Genomic DNA, 18,728 nt, shown 5'->3' on the forward strand with positions numbered 1-18,728 from the left:
CTGATTAGCTAAATAATTCTTTGAATGATTTAACTCTTGAATTACTGACCAAAGGCTTTGCCCAAATCCCTATGAATAGAATGTATCCAAGAGGGATGAATAAGAAAAACATGGCTGTTTGCAAACCAACTATATCTGCCAAAGCTCCGATAATTAAAGGCACAATAGCTCCGCCTATGATTCCTGAACATAGTAATCCTGCGAATGTACCATGTGCAAAATCTACTGAATTCAGAGCCAAAGAGATCAAAATAGACCACATCACTGAAAGACAAAATCCTGAAAATGCAAAAGCAATCAAAACCAGATTCCCTTGTCCCAATAAGCCTGTCAACAATGAAATAATGCCACCAATTGTAAATAGGACCAGCACTAATTTACTATCCATGAATTTCAACAAAACCAGACCAAGCAAACAGCCTAAAGTCAAAAGCCCCCAGAAATAGGAAATGACTTGTGCCCCTCCCGTGCTTGGGTCTACTCCATGATAATCTTGTAAAAATTGGCTTACCCAATTGGCTATCCCCTGCTCAGTTCCCACATAAGAAAATATACCTAAGAAATACAACCAGACCATTCTTTTGCTCAAAAGGCTTTTCAGTGTTTTGCCCAATTCAACTTTCTCATCTTCCTTTAATTCCACCTTTGGAAAGTTGGTCAAACCAATCAGTATCAGCATCACGCATGCAAGTAATGCAAAAACAAAATATACAGACACCCATTTCATATCCTGAGGAACCCATTGCTCAAGTATTTGAATCCAAGAAGGAGCTCCTGCTGTAAATAAGGATTGATCCATATAGCTATAAAGCATCGGGCTTAGGAAAGAAGCTGCTCCAAATGCCAGTTGCCCCAAAACTGAATTGAATGCGAAATGCTCTTCTCCTCCAGTAACCCGCAAAAGAGGATTAATGACTACCTGAAGCATGGCCATTCCCATTCCAATGATGAACAAGGAACTCAATGCCGATCCAAAACGAGGATTGAATCCAAATAACAAAGCGCCAATTGCCGCCAAGCTAAACGCCAATAAAAGAACTGGCTTTTCTCTCCATCTCTCAACCAATAAGCCGGATGGTAAAGACATCACTCCATAAGCTACAAAAAATGCAAAGGGTAAAAACCCCGCCAGACCATAACTTAGGGAGAAACTTTCAATGATTCCCGGAATGATTGGGCCAAGGATATTGGACATCAGGGAAATGACAAAAAAGATCAAGAAAATCAGTAAAAGGATTTTGGTTTGCTTCTTCCTGTCAAAATCTAAATTAGGTCCGGGCATATTAATTTTTAAAATTATATTCTCAATTCTATAAAAAAGACTACTAAAAACTAAATTATTAACAGATTCTTCATGAAATAGAAATAAAAACAATCTGTTAGTCCATTTCCAAAATAGGAAGGTAACATCAGTAAATCAAACCAGTGGTAACATCCCACCTTAAATCATATGCATTCTTTCAAAAAGCCACTTTTTCTCCTGCTTTTTTGCTCCTATGTCTGCAGTAATTCTTTCTCCCAAAGTCTTACTTATGCAGAAAAGTTAGGTTACCCAAAAGGCAAAAAGGTTGTCATCTTTCATGTAGATGATGCCGGGATGTCTTTCGAATCAAATGAAGGAACTTTTCAAGCGATGCATGATGGGGTGGCTAGTTCTTGCAGTGTCATGATGCCTTGCCCTTGGGCTGGAACCTTCTTGAGATTGAGCAAAGACACACCGGGAATGGATATCGGCCTGCACTTGACTTTGACCTCAGAATGGAAAACCTATCGATGGGAGCCATTGGCTGGAAGAACTGTAGTACCGGGACTGTTGGACCCTGAGGGCTCTATGTGGCCTAGTGTGGAAGAAGTAGTCGCTCATGCTAGTCCAGAAGAGGTGTATTTGGAAATAAAGGCTCAGGTAGATCGCGCGTTACAGAATGGAATTCAACCCACACATCTAGATTCTCATATGGGGACTCTTTTTGCCACTCCTGAATTTCTGCAGGCTTATTTAAAAGTGGGGGTTGAATACGGCATCCCGATCATGTTCCCTGGTGGCAACAATAAGTTGATTACTGAAGCATTTCAAGAAGACATCATCAAACAACTCAAAAAAGCGGGTAAATACTCGGAAGGGATGGAACTACCTGAACCGGATATTCTTCAAGAAGCCGGCCCAATGGGTGAAAAAATCTGGAGTCTGGGACTTCCTGTATTGGATGATTTACATAAAAACAGTGGTGATTGGAGACCTGAAAAAAGCTCATTTACACAAGAAGAATTAACTCAGCATAAAATCAAGATGTTCCAAGAAACCTTGGACAAAATGGAGCCTGGACTGGCGATGATCATCGTCCATTGCAGTGAAAATACAGAGAATTTTCAACGGTTTTCCGGATCAGGCAGGTCTAGACAAGCTGACTTGGAAGCCATGGTATCTCCTGAGCTGAAAGCCTATATCGAAAAAGAGGGCATTATTCTGACTACCTGGAGAGAAGTAATGGAAAGAAGAAAAAATCTAAACTAATGAGCCTGAATACATCTTTAAAAACCGTTCTATCCTTTTTTTTGGGAATATTGATTTTCCCCTCCTTTGTAGCGGCACAAGGAAAACTCGTTCCGAGTTTGGCCAATGAGTCCATTTTCCCAATCCAGGGAAAGCATACTCATGCCAGTAGCATCGTAGCCCTTCCCAATGGAGATTTACTCACAGTCTGGTTTCATGGATCCGGAGAGAGAAAATCCGATGATGTCCTTTTGATGGGAGCCAGAAAAAAGAAAGGACAAGATCAGTGGTCAGAGCCATTTTTGATGGCCGATACTCCTGGCATCCCGGATTGTAACCCAGTCCTATTCCTTAATAAGAAAAATGAATTATTCCTCGTTTGGATAGCTGTAATGGCCAACGAATGGGAAAACTCCATTCTTCGCCTGAAAAGAAGCAAATCATTCAATTCAGAAGGAGCTCCCATCTGGAACTGGCAGGACAATATTTTACTCAAGCCAGGAAAAGAATTTGCCGAAGAAGTAGAAAAGAAATTCAAAGACCTTCCTGACTCACACCTGGGCTGGTCTGCTTATGCTCCAGAATATGAAAAATTGATTTTGGAAGCATCCATGGATTCCAAAAAGACAAGTGTCGGCTGGATGACCCGAATCAAACCTTTGGTTACTTCAGATAAAATCATTCTTCCGCTCTACTCTGATGGATTCAATTTCTCCATGATGGCGATTTCTGATGACCAAGGGGAAACTTGGAAACACAGTCTGCCTTTGGTAGGGAAAGGGCCCATTCAACCAGCTTTGATCCAAAAAGAAAATGGAGACATTATCGCCATGCTGAGAGATTCTGGCGATTCTCCTACGATGATTCAAGAAAGTATTTCAAAAGATCAGGGACAATCCTGGTCTGCAGCCCAAAAGACAAATTTCCCAAATACGGCCAGCGTAGAACTTCTGAAATTGAAAGATGGAAGATGGTGGATGGTTGGAAATGACATCCACGATGGAAGGTATCAATTGGCTTTATGGATTTCTTCGGACGAGGGGAAATCCTGGTCTCAGCCACAATACCTCGAATTGGACCCAAGCAAGCAAGGAGGGTTCTCCTATCCCGCAATTATTCAAGATAACCAAGGCCTCGTTCATCTCACCTATTCCAAACACTTAAAAGAAGGTAAAACCATCCAATACCGAATATTGGATCCAAATCAAATCAACTAATGACGAAATCAAATTTTTATGGATTGACCTTGCTCTTAGCAGTATGGGTTCAGTCCACAGTATTGGGCCAATCTGGCAGCGGAGGCACCTATTACGACACACCTTTTATTCAAGAATACGCGATTATCAATACCAAAGCACTTTCAGGACTTTCTCAGCAAAGCCTGGCAAGCAACCGCTCCAGTTATGTACAGGTTTTGGAAAACAATCAACTATTACACCCGGCAGGAGCTCAATTTCAGGTTTGGGGTACATTAGCTAGCGACCAAACCTATTTGCCAATGGCTGCAAAAAAAGTTCAGGCAATTGATAGCTATCAAGGTGAAATAGTTTACTTGGATGACAAATCAGTTTTCGCCAATGCTTGGGCAGGAACTCTCTTCTTAAAACATCAACTTCCTACAGCCCACATTTTCGAAGGAGGAAGGAATTTTGACTTTTTGATCTCTGATGGAAAGCAGCTTCAATACATTTCTCCTGATAGCGAGGAAGTGGTTAAACTTTCGGCACCTCAAGAGATTTTGGCAATTCAGTATGATCCTATTCAAGAGAAATTCTGGGTATTGAGTCCTTCAAAGCTTTTCCAATTTGACCAAAGAGGGAAGAAACTAATTGAAGTAGCGAGTGGAAAAAACTTAACTTCAATAGCATTCTATTCTCCCAAAAATCAATTGGTTATCGGTTCTGATTCAGGCTATTTCACTTTTGACATTGCTTCGAAAACCCAATCGCCACTGATCACTAAAATCCCCTGGACAGATATCAATGTCGTGGATACTAAAGACAATCAAATCTGGTTTGGAACTTCAAAAGGTGCATTTGCTTTGAATCCAGATGGTGAAATCAGCTATTACTTTTTGGAAAGATGGCTACCAGGAGAGGATGTCCTCGATATTTCATTCGGCAAAGACGAGGTATTTCTTTTGACCGATAAGGGCCTATCCACCATTGTCCAAAAGGAAATGACTTTGGCAGAAAAAGCAGAATACTTTGACGAATACACTCAGAAATATCACCTGAGAAACGGCTTCAATTCCACGTTGAATTTAAACACTCCGGGTAAAATCGAAACGGGAAGACTGGACGATTCAGACAATGATGGACTTTGGACTTCTATGTATTTGGCTTCGCAGGGATTTAAATATGCGGTTACCAAAGACCCTGAAACTCTGGTTCAAATCAAACAGTCGTTGATGGCTATGGATCGTTTGTTCACAGTGAATCCGGTGGAAGGTTTTCCTTCCAGGTCTTTTGAAAGATCAGGATATATCGAAAAGCTATCCGATCCTGAAAGATGGCAACATGCAACAGATCCTGAATGGGATTGGAAATCGACGACCAGTAGTGATGAGGTAATAGGGCATGTTTTTGTTTATGCTGTTTTGGCTGAGTTGGTCGAAGATGATTGGGTAAAAAACAAATCAATTGAATTGATTGATACTTTGATGACTCATATCGTGGACAATGACATGTACCTGATAGATTTTGACGGAAAGCCAACACTTTGGGGAAAATGGAATCCAGACTATGTCAATAACTTCCCAATTCAAGTTGGTGACAGGAAGCTTAATTCCTCCAACATCGTCAGCATGCTTCAGACAGCGTATCATTTTACCGGTAAGGAGAAATTTAAAGAGAAAGCTTTCGAGCTAATGGATGAATATGGGTATTTGGAAAACCTGATGCGTCCAATGGAGATAATAGGTCAAGCCGGAGACGGAAGTGATTCCTACAGCCAAATGCTTTCTGAAGCCTGGAATCACTCTGATGATGAAATGTATTTTGTTGGCTATTGGGGCCTATATAGGTACGCCTTCAATGAGGAGCTAAAAGCGAAATTCAAACAATCCATCGTCGATCACTGGCAAGCAGAAAGACCAGAGAAAGATGGTCTATGGGACATCATGACGGCATTGGTACAGCCTGAAAAATTTGATCTTGAGGAATCCATCTGGTTTTTACAAAAGCATCCAATTGATCTTATAAATTGGAATATTCAAAATAGCCATAGGAAAGATCTTCAAATGCTGGAGCCAAATTTCAGAAGACAAACTACCTCTCAGGTTTTGCCTCCATCAGAAATAAGAGTGGCACGACACAATGCCAATAGATTTGGTCTAGACAGCAATGGAAATGGTCGATCAATGTATAGTCCTGGCGATATTTGGCTCCTTCCTTATTGGATGGGACGCTATTTGGAAGTCATTCAATAAATAAAAAACAAACTCCACTTTTTTAAGGCCCAGATTCATAATCTTGAATCTGGGCCTTTTCTTCTCTTTCCTTAATTAATCGATAACAATTTCATAACGAACTGATTATTAATTGGTAATCTGCCCTAGATTTTCGCAAATTGAGGATTTAAATGCGTGATTTACGTACAAGGTTGGGTTTATTTTTTCAAAATTTATTGAGCAAAGTAACCCAGCCCATATGACAGCACCATCTACACAAACGATTGAAAACTTCAAAAAGGGGGATCAGGAGGCGATTGAGGAAGTTTACTACTTCTACAAGCCTACTGTAGTGAGGTTCATTTTATCTTTGATCAAAGATGCTGAGGAAGCAGAAGTAATTTTTCATAATGTTTTCCTAAAGATTTTGAGAAAGAAGAAGGACCTAGACTCTGAAAAAGGTATTCGCTCTTACATTTTTACGATTTCTAAAAATGAGGTGATTGATTACTTCAACCATCTCAACTCCAACAGGAAAAAGACAGACGAGTATTACAAAAACAGAATTGAAAGTTCCGTTGATATGAAGTTGGAAGAAGAAGCATTGATGATCCGATTGGAGGAGGCGATCGAGTCCCTTACAGACCAAAGAAAAAAGGTGGTCCGGCTCTCCTATTTTGAAAACTTATCTTATCAGGAGATAGCCGACCAAATGCTGATATCCAAAAACACTGTCAAGAATCATTTAATCAAGGCAAGATTAAGCCTGAGAAACTACTTAACATAGATAGATAACATTTTTAAGGACTGGTTGAATGGACCAGCCAAACTATTTTTAGAATTGAATTGGGTGATATAAGTAATTGGATTTTTTAACCTTCATTTTTTCTTCTTTTTACTCCTCACAAAACAGATGACTCAGATGTCTGGGCAAATCTGTTTGGATCACATCAATACCCAACTCCTTCAACTCCCAAATTCCTGCATCATTTCCGTTGATCGCCATAATATCGCGATTTCCTAAAGTGTTGGCCCAAATTCTACATTTTGGCTCTATAGATCTGATTAATTTCACAGCTTCGGGAATATCAAAATTGGAATCATCTATATGAACAATTTTAGGACTGTACTTTCGCAACAAATGCTCTAACTCCTCCATGGATCTGGCCCGAGGCATCACATATGCTTTAGGATTCTTGCCCAATACATAGTCCATATCCGCTTCGTCACAAAAGAAAATCGTCTGGTCAAACATCTTCAATTGCTCCACAGTCGCATAGATCTCTCCGATTTTATCACATTTGATATCCAAATCGATCATCAACTCCCCTTTCAAAGCCGATAACGCCTCATACAGGGTCGGCATCCTCGAATCAGTCAATTCCTGCGTATAGTCATTGACCAGAGGGAAAGACCTAAGCTGCGCATAAGTCATCTCCTCCACTTTCCCTGTTCCAAATGTGGTTCGGTTGATCGTTCCATCATGAATGATCATCAAGGAATCGTCAATCGAATTGCGAATATCAAATTCCACGATATTGGTTCCATTGTCAATGGCGTGTTTAAAAGCCAAAATTGAATTTTCTGGAGCTTCCATATGATCTCCTCGATGGGAAGCAATCAAAACTTGTTTTCCGGCTTTTTTCCTAAAGGACTTCTTGATTCCTTTCAAATTTTTAAAGCATTCTTCAGGCTGATTTAAGCGATCAAAATTCTGAAGATACGTTGCAAACAATTGGGCTTTTTCATCATTCAGTCTTTGAGAAAAGGAGAAAAATGAAATAAAAACAAAACTGACAGATAAAATAATCGGGATGGTACGCTTCATAAAATCATGTTTATTAAAGAACCCAAATTAAGAAGGAAAGGGCTATCCGATCCTTTAAATTTCCATGAAGCTTTGGGGCAAACAGTTTAAGAAATAGTGAAAAAAGAGAATTTCGAGTACCAATTCTAGTCTCAATTCAAAGAGCTCAGGTACTATAATGGAATGAAGAGAAATCTATTTCATGAAAAAATCAATCTTATTTTTCAACCTTTGGATCCTCATCCATTTCTTTCCGGTTTTTGCCCAGAACAATCCAGAACACATCATCCTTACTTGGAAAAATGACCCCGAATCCTCACAGGCAATCACTTGGCGATCGGAAAAACCGCTAGATCATCCAATCGTTGAACTTTACAAGTCAAGTTCTAGCCCAATTGAATCTTCTGTCAAAATTCCGTTCAGTCTTGACTCAAGCAAGGTTTCATTAGCTGATCAAGGTACTTGGTATTATTATTCAGCAAATTTTGAATCATTGAATGCTGGAATTACTTATTCCTACAGAGTCGGTGATTTAAACTCAGAAATGAGTCCATGGGTGGATTTTAAAACTCCTAAAAAAAAAGGCGGGCTTCGATTTCTTTACTTGGGAGACATTCAAAATGAAATCTCCAATTGGGGAACTAGAACCATCCGTGCAGCCTATCAACATTCCCCACATTCCGCATTTATGCTTTTTGCTGGTGACTGTGTCAACGATGGCCATCAGAATTCACAATGGGAAGAGTGGTTTGATGCATTGGGTTTTATCCCAACCCAAATGCCAATAGTGCCAGTGACGGGTAATCATGAGTATGATGAACTTCCTGGAAGCGATGAAGAATCTCTTTCGGCGTTTTGGCAAAGCCAGTTTGAATTACCTCTTAACGGCCCCAAAGGACTGGAGGAAAGCGTTTATTACTACGACATTCAATCCACCAGAATCATCATTTTAAACAGTTTGATGGCTCTTCAATCCGAAGAAGATTTAAGCTATCAAACCGAATGGCTTGAAAAAGTACTTCAGGAAAATCCACAGGAATGGACCATCATTTCCTATCACCATCCTTTGTTTTCTTCAAGAGATGGGAAACATGGACAATACCCTGAATTAAGAGATGCTTGGCAACCGAAATTTGAGAAGTATGGAGTAGACTTGGTACTTCAAGGGCATGACCACATGTATGGCAGATCCAGCAAACTATCCAAAACACTGGAGATCCCAACAGGACAGGCGGGTCCGGTTTATATTGTTTCCGTTGCCGGTCCCAAAATGTACGGGATCAGAAAGGGAGAGCGATGGATGGAGCGTGCAGCAGTCAATACCCAGCTATTTCAGGAAATAAGTATTGAAAATAACAAACTTGAATTTCGAGCATTTACAGTTGAAGGGGAACTATATGATTCTTTCGATTTGATCAAAAACCCAAAAGGCTTTAACTTCTTCAAAGAACACATCAATTCTGAATCCACTCCAGAAAACACTTTTCCAAATGGGACTTACTCCAATAAGTAATTCAATTTACAAACAGATATTGGCAGGCTGTATCATAGGCCTCCTGCTTTTTTTGACTTTCATGAATCCAGCCCAAGCCCAGCTTCAGGCTCGTGGATATGTCTATGAAGACCTAAATAAGAACCAGATCCAAGATCCCAATGAAAAAGGAATCCCTACTGTCTCTGTAAGCAATGGAGTGGATGTGGTACAAACCGATTCCAAAGGTTTTTATGAACTTCCGATTTCAGAAGATGTCATCATTTTTGTCATCAAGCCCAGTCATTTCCAAGTTCCAGTCAACGACTTAAATCAACCTCAGTTCCATTACATTCATAAACCAAAAGGATCTCCGCAATTACTACACCCAGGGGTCTCTCCCACTGGACCTCTCCCAGACTGGGTTAATTTTGGGCTTTTCCCAAATCCAGAGCCCAGTAATTTCACAGCATTACTCTTTGGGGACCCACAGCCAGATGAATTGGAGGATGTACATTCCTTTGAAAAAGCCATTGTTTCTGAATTGAATGGAAATTCTGGAGCCTTGTTTGGCCTGAGTTTAGGGGATTTGGGAAAATTAGACCTATGGCCTGCATACAATGAGGCTGTGGCTAAAGTGGGAATACCATGGTACAATGTTTTTGGCAATCATGACATGAATTCCGATGGCGGGGAAGATTTACTTTCGGATGAAACATTTGAAAGAACCTATGGCCCGCCCAACTATTCATTCAATGTGGCAGATGTCCATTTTATCATGCTGGATGATGTGATTTTCCCAGATCCAAGAGGAGAAGGGTCTTACTATGGAGGCTTAAGACCAGATATTTTAGAATTTATCAAAAACGATCTCCAGTTTGTACCTAAAGACAAGTTGATTGTTTTAGGCTTCCATATTCCACTGGCACAATTTGAGGAACCGGATCCATTCCGTGTTGAAGATCGGATGACACTTTTTGACCTTCTCAAAGATTATCCTCACACGCTTTCTATTTCGGGACACACCCACTCTCAAAATCATCATTTCTATATAGAAGAGGAAGGCTGGAAAGGCTCTGGGTTTCATCATCATTATAACCCCGGAGCAGTTTCTGGAGATGTTTACAAAGGTCCCAAAGACAAATACGGAACTCCTGCAGCTTTTATGCGAGATGGCACACCCAAAGGCTATGCTTTTCTCAATATCGTAGGGAATACTTATTCCTACGAGTATAAATCTTCAGGAGAGTCAGAGAACTATAAAATGAGCATCCACATTCCCAAAATCGTTCCTCAAGCCAAGAAATACAGGGGCGAAATCGTTGTGAATTTCTTTCAGGGAAGTCCCAGAGATAAAGTAGAGTTCCGTGTAGATGATGGAGAATGGCAGGAATTGAAATTGACCCCAAAAATGGACAAATATTTATTGGAACTGGAATACGAATGGGATCATGCTGAGCAGCTTCCAGAAGGTACTCGACTATCTACCCCGCTCATCTCCAATCACATTTGGAGCAAACAAATGCCCTCCCATTACAGTCTGGGAGAGCATATTTTAGAGGTCAGAGTGACTGATTGGCTGGGAAGAGAATATCGAGCCAGCGAATCCTTTGAAATGGTACCAGACCATGGTAAATATGGATTCTAGCTTTTATTCTTGTCCTATGATTTTTTCTAGCTGAGTCTCGCCAAACACCATATTTGACTGATGTGATTCGGCCACTTTCATAATTTGAGCAACTACTTCTGGATGGCTTTCCGCCAAATCAAAACGTTCTGAAGGGTCGGTATTTAAATTAAACAAAGTCGGTGTATCCAACTTTTCTACTTTGGCAGGATAGCCGAATGGATTATTTTTAAAGAAATAGAGCTTATACTCCCCTTTTCTCACTGCAAAAAGTCTATCTCCATGGTAGTAGAACATTTCATCTCTTTTGCTTTTGGATTGTCTATTCCAGGTCTCACTCAAATCAAATCCATCATAAACTCTGTCTGATGGAATTGCAGTACCAGAAAGACTACAAAAGGTAGGTAAAAGGTCCAGTGTACTACCCATTTCAGAAATTACTCCTGGCTGTACATTTCCAGGTCCCCATACAATAGTTGGCACCCGAACACCACCTTCATAGCTTGTTCCTTTTCCTCCAAATAGCCCTCCACTACTTCCACCCTGTTCGTTGTAAACCAGCCATGGGCCATTATCCGAGGTGAAAACAACATAGGTGTTTCGATCCAATCCATTCTCTTTAAGGCTTGAAAGGATTTGGCCTACACTCCAATCAATCTCCTCGATCACATCACCATATAGTCCTCTCGCACTTGTATTCAAAAAGTCAGGACTTGCAAAAAGAGGGACATGAGGTAAAGAATGTGCCAAATACAAAAAGAAAGGCTCATCTTGATGGCTTTCAATGAATTTGACTGCCTCCTGAGTGTATCGTTTGGTAATCGTATTTTGATCTGCTGGTCTTTCAATAATCTCGGTGTCTCGCATGAGAGGAACATTGAAATACTCAAATTTTGGGTCTGCAAAAGCAACTTTGGCTGTGACGTCATTCACTCGGTCCATGTCATTGCTATAGGGAATTCCAAAATAGGAATCAAAGCCATGGGCTGTTGGCAGGTATTGTGGTAAATGCCCCAAATGCCATTTTCCTATTGCCGCAGTAGCATAGCCAGATTCTTTTAGAAGACTTGCAATGGTTTTCTCATAAGCAGGAAGCCCTCCATCTGAATCTGGAAACAATACTCTTCTTTTGTTACTATACATCCCTGTTCGAACCGGAAGTCTACCTGTCATAATCGCCGATCTGCTAGGGGTGCAGACATTGGCAGCAACATAGAAACAGGTCCATTTTTGACCTTCAAATGCCATCTGGTCCAAATTTGGGGTTTTGATAGTAGGATGTCCAAAAACCCCCACATCACCATAGCCTTGATCATCGGTGAAAATGATTATAAAATTGGGTTTAGAAGATTGGGAAAATACTTGAACCCCGGTTATCAAAAGTAGAGAAAGGCCAAAAAGCCAAGATTTTGCAGCGTTTTTCATGGAAATCAAGATACTTTTTTAAGCTCAAAAGACAATCCTGATAATTGAGCTTTTTTGAAATTCAGAATAGGCCATTTTGGATTTTCTATTGAGAACACTTTTTACTTGTTCTTGAGAAAATGAGAATTGTCGGAATTCACCTTTTTCTTGTCTTTTCACCCCCCGCTCATAGCCCTCGGTTTGAGCTAAATTTGAATACTAAAAAAACCAGATAAACATGAAACCCATCTACCCTTGCGTTTGGACAACTAATCAGGCTCGAGATGCCGCCGAATTTTATACTCAGGTTTTTCCTGATTCCAAGATTCTGGAAAGCAATGATATGACGAGCATTTGGTCATCTTATGGACAAACATTCATGTGTTTGAACGGAGGCCCTATGTTTCAACCTAATCCGAGTATTTCATTTTACACATTACTTCCCAATGAACAGGAGATCAACAGAGTTTGGGAAAAGCTAAAAGAAGATGGTGAAATCTTGATGGATTTGGGTGCTTATCCCTGGTCCAATCTTTACGGTTGGGTGAAAGATCGATTTGGAGTGAGTTGGCAATTGGATAATTTTTGTCCAGAAGCAATTGAAGACCGTTTTGCTCCCGCTTTCATGTTGACAGGTGACAATTTTGGAAATGCTGAAGAAGCCATTCAATATTACACTTCAATATTCCCCGATTCTTCTGTTAAATTTATCTCCCGATATGGAGAGGAAGCTGGTAGCCAAAGAGGTAAAATCAACCATGCCCAATTTTTTCTAAATGGACAGCTTTTTGTCATTATGGAGAGCAATATGGATCATCAATTCACCTTTTCTGAAGGCATTTCTATGGTCATTCCCTGCCAAAATCAAGAGGAAATAGACCATTATTGGCATTCTTTGACCCAAGAAGGTGATGAAAGCCAATGCGGTTGGTTGAAAGATAAATATGGGGTTTCATGGCAGGTAGTTCCCCAGAATCTAGGAAAATTAATCCAAGAAAAAGGGCAGCCTGTGATCGATGCTTTTTTAAAGATGAAAAAGTTTGACCTGAAGGTTCTGGAGAACTTATAAAAAAAGGTTCCAGGCAAAACCCGGAACCTTTCAAATCCAAAAACCAGCTACGTTTACTCTAGTGTCGGATTAAAAGTCCCACCCCAATTCATATTTTGCTCGATATTATTATTCTTATCGATAATGGATTGCTGGATAGGGAAGAAATAATATGTTTCAGGTAAGACACTTACTTGAACCCCAGAACGAGGCACCTGCAACAAAGAATACTTGAAATTCTCTTCTACAAGACTATAGGTATTTGCCAATTCTCTCGCTTCGGAAAGTGGTTGCTCTTCTCCATCAGCTTCAATAGCAATCGCTTCTACACCATGTTTGGAGGTTCCATCCAGACGATCCAGCATTCTCAATCTTCTCAAGTCCCAGAAACGATGCCCTTCAAAGCTAAATTCGATGTTTCTTTCTGCTAAGATTGCTTCTCGAACTTCTTCTCTAGAACCAACAGACATTCCGAATAGTCCATCCTCACCAGGCATAATACCGGCTCTTTCGCGAATTTCTTTGAGGATGCTAATAGCTGCTGCTTGATCTCCGGTTTCATTGGCTGCTTCAGCGTAATTTAACATGACCTCTGCAAATCGCATCACCACATAGTCAACATCATACTGCTGAACTTCCGGCTGAGCTAGATTCAATAGACTGTTTTTCAAGATAAAGAACCCAGTATACCGATCCAGGTTGGTCGAATTGGTAGCAGCTTTTGGATTGATTCCAAAGTCATCCAATTCATGAGCAATACCTAAAGAGGTGTATTGTCTCTTACCTGCTTTACCAGAAACTTCATAAATTTTACCGTTCCAAACGATGGATTTCTCAAATCGAGGATCTCTATTTTCCCAATAGTTCTGCAGAAACTCTTCTTCAGTCATATAATACTCACTGCTTGGGTCATTGTACATTTTCCCATCTATCATTGGAAACTCCTGTACATATTCCCAAGTCGGACATGCAGAAGCTGGACCTCTACTTTCAGAACCCGGTCTGACACCATGATCCCATGCCGCAGTTTTGTTTGGATAGGAATTGATCACTGAGAAAACGACTTCAGGATTTCTCTCTGATAGAGCGATATCACTGTAGTCATCCACTAATCCATATCCAAGTCCTTTCAATGACTCATAGGCATCTTTATTTGCCTGATAAGCTTCTTGCCAATAAGCATTGTTCCAAGGATTGGAAGGATTGAATTGTGGAGAAGCTTTATACAGCAAAACTTTTGCTTTGAAAGCCTTCGCAAATGCGGCATCAATTCTACCATAGTCACCAGAAGCTGTTCCAATAGACTCTGGCAGCAATGCAATCGCTTGATCCAAATCTTCGATTAGAAAGTCAAAGCATTCTTCAGTAGTATTTCTTGCTACATACAAATCATCTTCATAGCGATCCTGAGGCTCTTTGATATAAGGCACACCTCCATGGTAATTAATCATTCCAAAATAGGTGAATGCTCTCATGAACAAAGCTTGACCGGTGATGTTATCCTTCACCTCTTGCTCAAGTGAACCTGCATTCACATCGATGAGTGCCTGGTTGATCAATCTGATTCTACTGTAATTCCAGTTCTTGTATTCACCATTGGAAATAGTGATTCGATCCGCGTACCAATAAATACCTGCAATTTGTTGACTGGTTCTATCTGCACCTGTATTCCAGTTTCCAAACATAGGATACAAGTTTGTCATATAGGCATTGGCAAGATTTGCATCATTCCAAACCAAATCTGGGCTATAATTATTGATATCATCAATATCCAATACATCAGTACATCTCACAAAAAGAAGCACCATCAAAAGGGGATATATATAGTTCTTCATCTTCTTCATCACATTAAAATTTAACATCCAAACCAAGTGTAAATGATCTCATCAGAGGAAAAGAATCGTAGTTCTTCTGCTCAGGATCGTGGAATTCCTTCATATCGGAAATGGCGAACAAATTGGTGCCATTGAAGAAAAGTTTGGCACTGGACATATTGAGTTTAGAAAGAAGTCCTGCTGGTAATTTATAGCCGATATTGAGGTTTTTCAATCTAAGGTAAGCGCCATTTCTTATCCAAAAGGACGTGGAACCTGTACCTGACTCATACCAGTTTCTACCGATAGGTCTTGGATATTTTGCATCTGGATTTTCAGGTGTCCAAACATCATCAGCCCAAAGTGGATAGTAAGGACGAATCGCACCACCATGCTGACGCATCCCTGCACCTTCTTGATTACTGATGATTCTATCATATACACCGACACCTTGGAAGTGAGCATCTACTGAGAAATTACTCCAATCCAAGTTGAAGCCAAAGCCATAGTTCAATCTAGGAGTAGCATTGGTAGAAAGTAACTGAAAGTCATTTCCATCGATTTTGCCATCAGGACCCGGAGAGTAACCATCTCCTCGGATATCCTCAAAATAGAGACCTCCCAAATATGGATCTCTACCGTACTGCTTGAATCCAGCCTCCAACAATTCATTCAATTGCTCCTGAGTTCTAACAATACCCAAAGCTCTTAATCCAAAAATCCTATTGCTTGGCTGCCCAATGATGGATTCATTTTCTCTGTTTCCACCTTCCAAATAGATTGGGTTTTGATCCAAAACATCCCATTGGTCTTTAGCCAAACCGATGTTTCCATAGACAGAGTAGTTAATCTTTCCGGCATTTGCCTGGTCTCTGTAAAGCAAAGAAAACTCTCCACCTCTCCAGGATCTTTCGGCATAATTTTCCGGTGCCAAAGATTGACCATAATTATCCGGAAGCGTTACAATTCGAGAACCTAGAATATCTACTTCTTTTTTGTAGAAAACATCCAAGGAACCGGAAAGCTTGGTATTCATCAATTCGAAATCCAATCCGGCATTGTATGTGGTAGAAGTAGCCCAGGTCAAATTAGGATTTGGAGTTGAACCTGGCGCAATTCCACTATATAGGTCATCCCCGAAAATATAATTACCGCTATTTCTGTAAGTGTAAACATAAGAGAACGGAGAAATTCGATTGTTATTTACATCCAAGTCATTACCCGTAGTCCCGTATGAAGCTCTGATTTTCAAATCATCCAACCAGCTTGACGTACCAGACATAAAGTCTTCATCTCCTATTCTCCATGCTGCCGAAACAGAAGGGAAAAAGCCCCAACGGCTTTCTTTAGGGAATAAGGTATTTCCATCATATCGGAATGAAAACTCTGCGATATACTTTTCATTGAAGTTGTAATTGGCACGACCGATCAAAGATCTTCTCGCTCCAATGGATTCATAACCTCTCCCGTATCTTCTTTCCGCATCCTGAGAGTAAACAAAGTCCTGATCATAGTTTGTCAAAGGATCCTCAGCTTTTGCAAAGGCTCCATAAAGACCGCTTTGAGCCTCTTCATACACAACCATGGCATTAATTCCATGCTTGTCAAAAGTTCTATTGTAATTTAAAAACCAGTCGAACTGATAGCTCCAGGCCGTTTGCAATTCATAGCTTAGAAACTCCTGATTCTGGCTAAAACTGAAAATATTGGTTCGATTTGGATCAGGAGCTGCCGGCAAAAATCTGTTCCCATCAGGATCAGCCTGAATAAAGACATAATTCTTTTGATAGGTCAAGTACTTCTTTCTCATGTAATCTTTTGCCAGGTAATTACCTGTCACTTTTGTAGAAAGTCCCTCTACCAAGTCACTCAGGTCAAAATTCAATCCCAAGATTGTATTCACTTGTCTCTTTCGGGTTTTGATATAGCGATCACCAACGATCTGATCAATCACACTCCATGCTTGCCAGCTACCCATAGGTGTCTGAACCGGATAATCCGTTACATAATCAGCGGGAGTACCATCTGCTTCCAAATAATAAGGGTAAACTTTAGGCCAGTTGAAACTCACACGATACAAATCGGAGACATCGTAATCATCATCCCCTGAGAATGGCCAGTAGAAACGATCATGGTTCTGTTGAGTAGCAGAAACATTCAAATCAATCGTGATTCGATTGGTGATTTTTGCCGAAACGTTAGTTCTTAAATTAAACTTTCCATGATCCACAGATTTATAGGATCCTTTTTCACCCAAATAACTCAATAAAGAGTAATAGGTCACTTGATCATTTCCACCCGTTACACTCAAAGCATAATTCTGATTGAAAGGATTCTGCCAGATGAAATCATTTACGTTATAACTTCTGTTTGCAAAATATTCGAATTCTTCAGGGCCATTCGGAGGAGTTGTTCCCAAATATTCAGCAACTCTATTTTGGTAAATCAACTCATCTGTCGCAGTGGTTTTATCTGAAAGCAATTCCTGAGTCGGTCTCATGGTAGTAAATGTTGAAAGCAGATTGACCGTCATTTTTTGCTTTTCACCTGTTTTGGTTGTCACCAAAACAACCCCATTACCAGCTCGGGAACCATAAATTGACGCAGAGGCTGCATCTTTCAAAAAGGATATTTGATCTACCTCATTGGCATTCAAAGCATCAAAGGCCTCTTTGTCTCTTACGATCCCATCGATGACATATAGCGGATCCCCAAAGCTTCCTCGAATCCGGATTGAGGATGAAGAACCTGAAAGTCCAGAGGTGCCCGTTACATTTACACCTGGTGCCCTACCTGCCAAGGTATTGGATAGATTGGTCGTCGGAATTTCATTGATCTCTTCAGAATTCACTGGAGTAATCGCCCCGGTCAAATTGACTTTTTTCTGAGTACCATACCCAACGATGACGATTTCATCCAATGACTTGGTGTCCTCACCCATGGAAATATTGATCTCACTTCTATTTCCTACCTCTACTGTCTGGCTTTCATAACCAATAAAGGAAAATACCAAAGTGGCATTTTCTTCTACGGAGATGGTGTATTTTCCATCTACATCAGTTACAGTTCCTTTGGTAGTTCCAGAAACCGTGATCGTAACCCCAGGCATGGGTTCCTGATTTTCATCCAATACGGTTCCTGTCACGGTAACTTCCGCTTGCCAATTTTCAGACTTTGTTTCAACAGACTTGACTCCAACATGGATCAAATTGTTGACCTGTCTGAACTTTAAATTTGTGCTTCTAGAAATATCTTCAAGAAGGCGTTCAATCGAAATCCGGTTGAGGTTTTCGGAGGCTTGTAAAACCTGTCCTTTTACATCGGAGCTTCTATACGAAAAATCAAAATCAGTCTCTTTTTCAACCTTCTTAAAAAGATCAATTACCTGAAGACTACCCTTGTTGATCGAAATAAAAGTCTCATCCAATTTGGATTGAGCCTTCCCCGTCTCGGCTAACATAGTGCTATAGAAAAAGCACTGAAGAATCATACCGAACAAGGTGTATTTTCCCATTGTTACAACTTTTTTCAGTAACTTTGTGTTCATAATAATGCTGTTTATGGATAATATTTTATTGTCTGTAATCATTTAGATCATTGGTCATTGCTGCACGGCCAAATCCAGCTTTGATCGATGATCTTTTTGCTTTCAAGTCATTTTTTCATTTTTCATAG

12 protein-coding genes are annotated in these 18,728 nt (G+C 40.3%); 7 read left to right on the forward strand and 5 right to left on the reverse strand.

Annotation, left to right across the window (positions count from 1 at the left end; translation table 11 throughout):
• Positions 1 to 4: 4 nt before the first annotated feature.
• Complete coding sequence (locus tag O0V13_RS16895) at positions 5 to 1,282, reverse strand: MFS transporter (RefSeq protein WP_268036154.1); 1,278 nt, start codon at positions 1,280 to 1,282, stop codon at positions 5 to 7.
• Between the two features lie 168 nt (positions 1,283 to 1,450).
• Between O0V13_RS16895 and O0V13_RS16900 the strand changes: the two genes are divergently transcribed.
• From O0V13_RS16900 to O0V13_RS16915, 4 genes are all read left to right on the forward strand, one after another.
• Entirely contained in the window at positions 1,451 to 2,512 is a 1,062-nt protein-coding gene (locus O0V13_RS16900) for a polysaccharide deacetylase family protein (protein WP_268036155.1), read from the forward strand.
• Positions 2,512 to 3,708, forward strand: coding sequence for a sialidase family protein (locus O0V13_RS16905; RefSeq protein WP_268036156.1), 1,197 nt, complete (start codon positions 2,512 to 2,514; stop codon positions 3,706 to 3,708). The genes O0V13_RS16900 and O0V13_RS16905 overlap by 1 nt, the downstream gene beginning before the upstream one ends.
• Complete coding sequence (locus tag O0V13_RS16910) at positions 3,708 to 5,921, forward strand: hypothetical protein (RefSeq protein WP_268036157.1); 2,214 nt, start codon at positions 3,708 to 3,710, stop codon at positions 5,919 to 5,921. Before O0V13_RS16905 ends, O0V13_RS16910 begins: the two co-directional genes overlap by 1 nt.
• A gap of 220 nt (positions 5,922 to 6,141) precedes the next feature.
• The gene (locus tag O0V13_RS16915; RefSeq protein ID WP_268036158.1) at positions 6,142 to 6,669 is read left to right on the forward strand and encodes an RNA polymerase sigma factor; all 528 of its coding nucleotides are present in this window, start codon (positions 6,142 to 6,144) and stop codon (positions 6,667 to 6,669) included.
• A gap of 108 nt (positions 6,670 to 6,777) precedes the next feature.
• On the opposite strand, the gene O0V13_RS16920 is transcribed toward O0V13_RS16915, so the two are convergent.
• Positions 6,778 to 7,710 (reverse strand): glycerophosphodiester phosphodiesterase family protein, encoded by a 933-nt coding sequence (locus tag O0V13_RS16920; protein WP_268036160.1) that lies wholly within the window; start codon positions 7,708 to 7,710, stop codon positions 6,778 to 6,780.
• A 181-nt stretch (positions 7,711 to 7,891) separates the two neighbouring features.
• Between O0V13_RS16920 and O0V13_RS16925 the strand changes: the two genes are divergently transcribed.
• The gene (locus O0V13_RS16925) at positions 7,892 to 9,202 is read left to right on the forward strand and encodes a purple acid phosphatase family protein (RefSeq protein WP_268036161.1); all 1,311 of its coding nucleotides are present in this window, start codon (positions 7,892 to 7,894) and stop codon (positions 9,200 to 9,202) included.
• Positions 9,180 to 10,808 carry a calcineurin-like phosphoesterase C-terminal domain-containing protein gene (locus O0V13_RS16930; RefSeq protein WP_268036162.1) on the forward strand — a complete coding sequence of 543 codons (1,629 nt, stop codon included), beginning with the start codon at positions 9,180 to 9,182 and terminating at the stop codon, positions 10,806 to 10,808. The genes O0V13_RS16925 and O0V13_RS16930 overlap by 23 nt, the downstream gene beginning before the upstream one ends.
• A gap of 3 nt (positions 10,809 to 10,811) precedes the next feature.
• Here the strand turns inward: O0V13_RS16930 and O0V13_RS16935 are convergent, their stop codons facing one another.
• Positions 10,812 to 12,212, reverse strand: coding sequence for a sulfatase family protein (locus O0V13_RS16935; protein ID WP_268036163.1), 1,401 nt, complete (start codon positions 12,210 to 12,212; stop codon positions 10,812 to 10,814).
• Positions 12,213 to 12,429: 217 nt separating this feature from the next.
• Here O0V13_RS16935 and O0V13_RS16940 point away from each other — a divergent pair, with 217 nt between their 5' ends.
• Positions 12,430 to 13,260 carry a VOC family protein gene (locus O0V13_RS16940; RefSeq protein ID WP_268036164.1) on the forward strand — a complete coding sequence of 277 codons (831 nt, stop codon included), beginning with the start codon at positions 12,430 to 12,432 and terminating at the stop codon, positions 13,258 to 13,260.
• Positions 13,261 to 13,313: 53 nt separating this feature from the next.
• Here the strand turns inward: O0V13_RS16940 and O0V13_RS16945 are convergent, their stop codons facing one another.
• Positions 13,314 to 15,074 (reverse strand): RagB/SusD family nutrient uptake outer membrane protein, encoded by a 1,761-nt coding sequence (locus O0V13_RS16945; RefSeq protein ID WP_268036165.1) that lies wholly within the window; start codon positions 15,072 to 15,074, stop codon positions 13,314 to 13,316.
• A 13-nt stretch (positions 15,075 to 15,087) separates the two neighbouring features.
• Positions 15,088 to 18,600: a SusC/RagA family TonB-linked outer membrane protein gene (locus tag O0V13_RS16950; RefSeq protein WP_268036166.1), complete on the reverse strand. Its 3,513-nt coding sequence runs from the start codon at positions 18,598 to 18,600 to the stop codon at positions 15,088 to 15,090.
• Positions 18,601 to 18,728 lie beyond the last annotated feature (128 nt).

It is taken from the genome of Algoriphagus sp. PAP.12 (genome assembly GCF_026652115.1).
Taxonomy (GTDB): domain Bacteria; phylum Bacteroidota; class Bacteroidia; order Cytophagales; family Cyclobacteriaceae; genus Algoriphagus.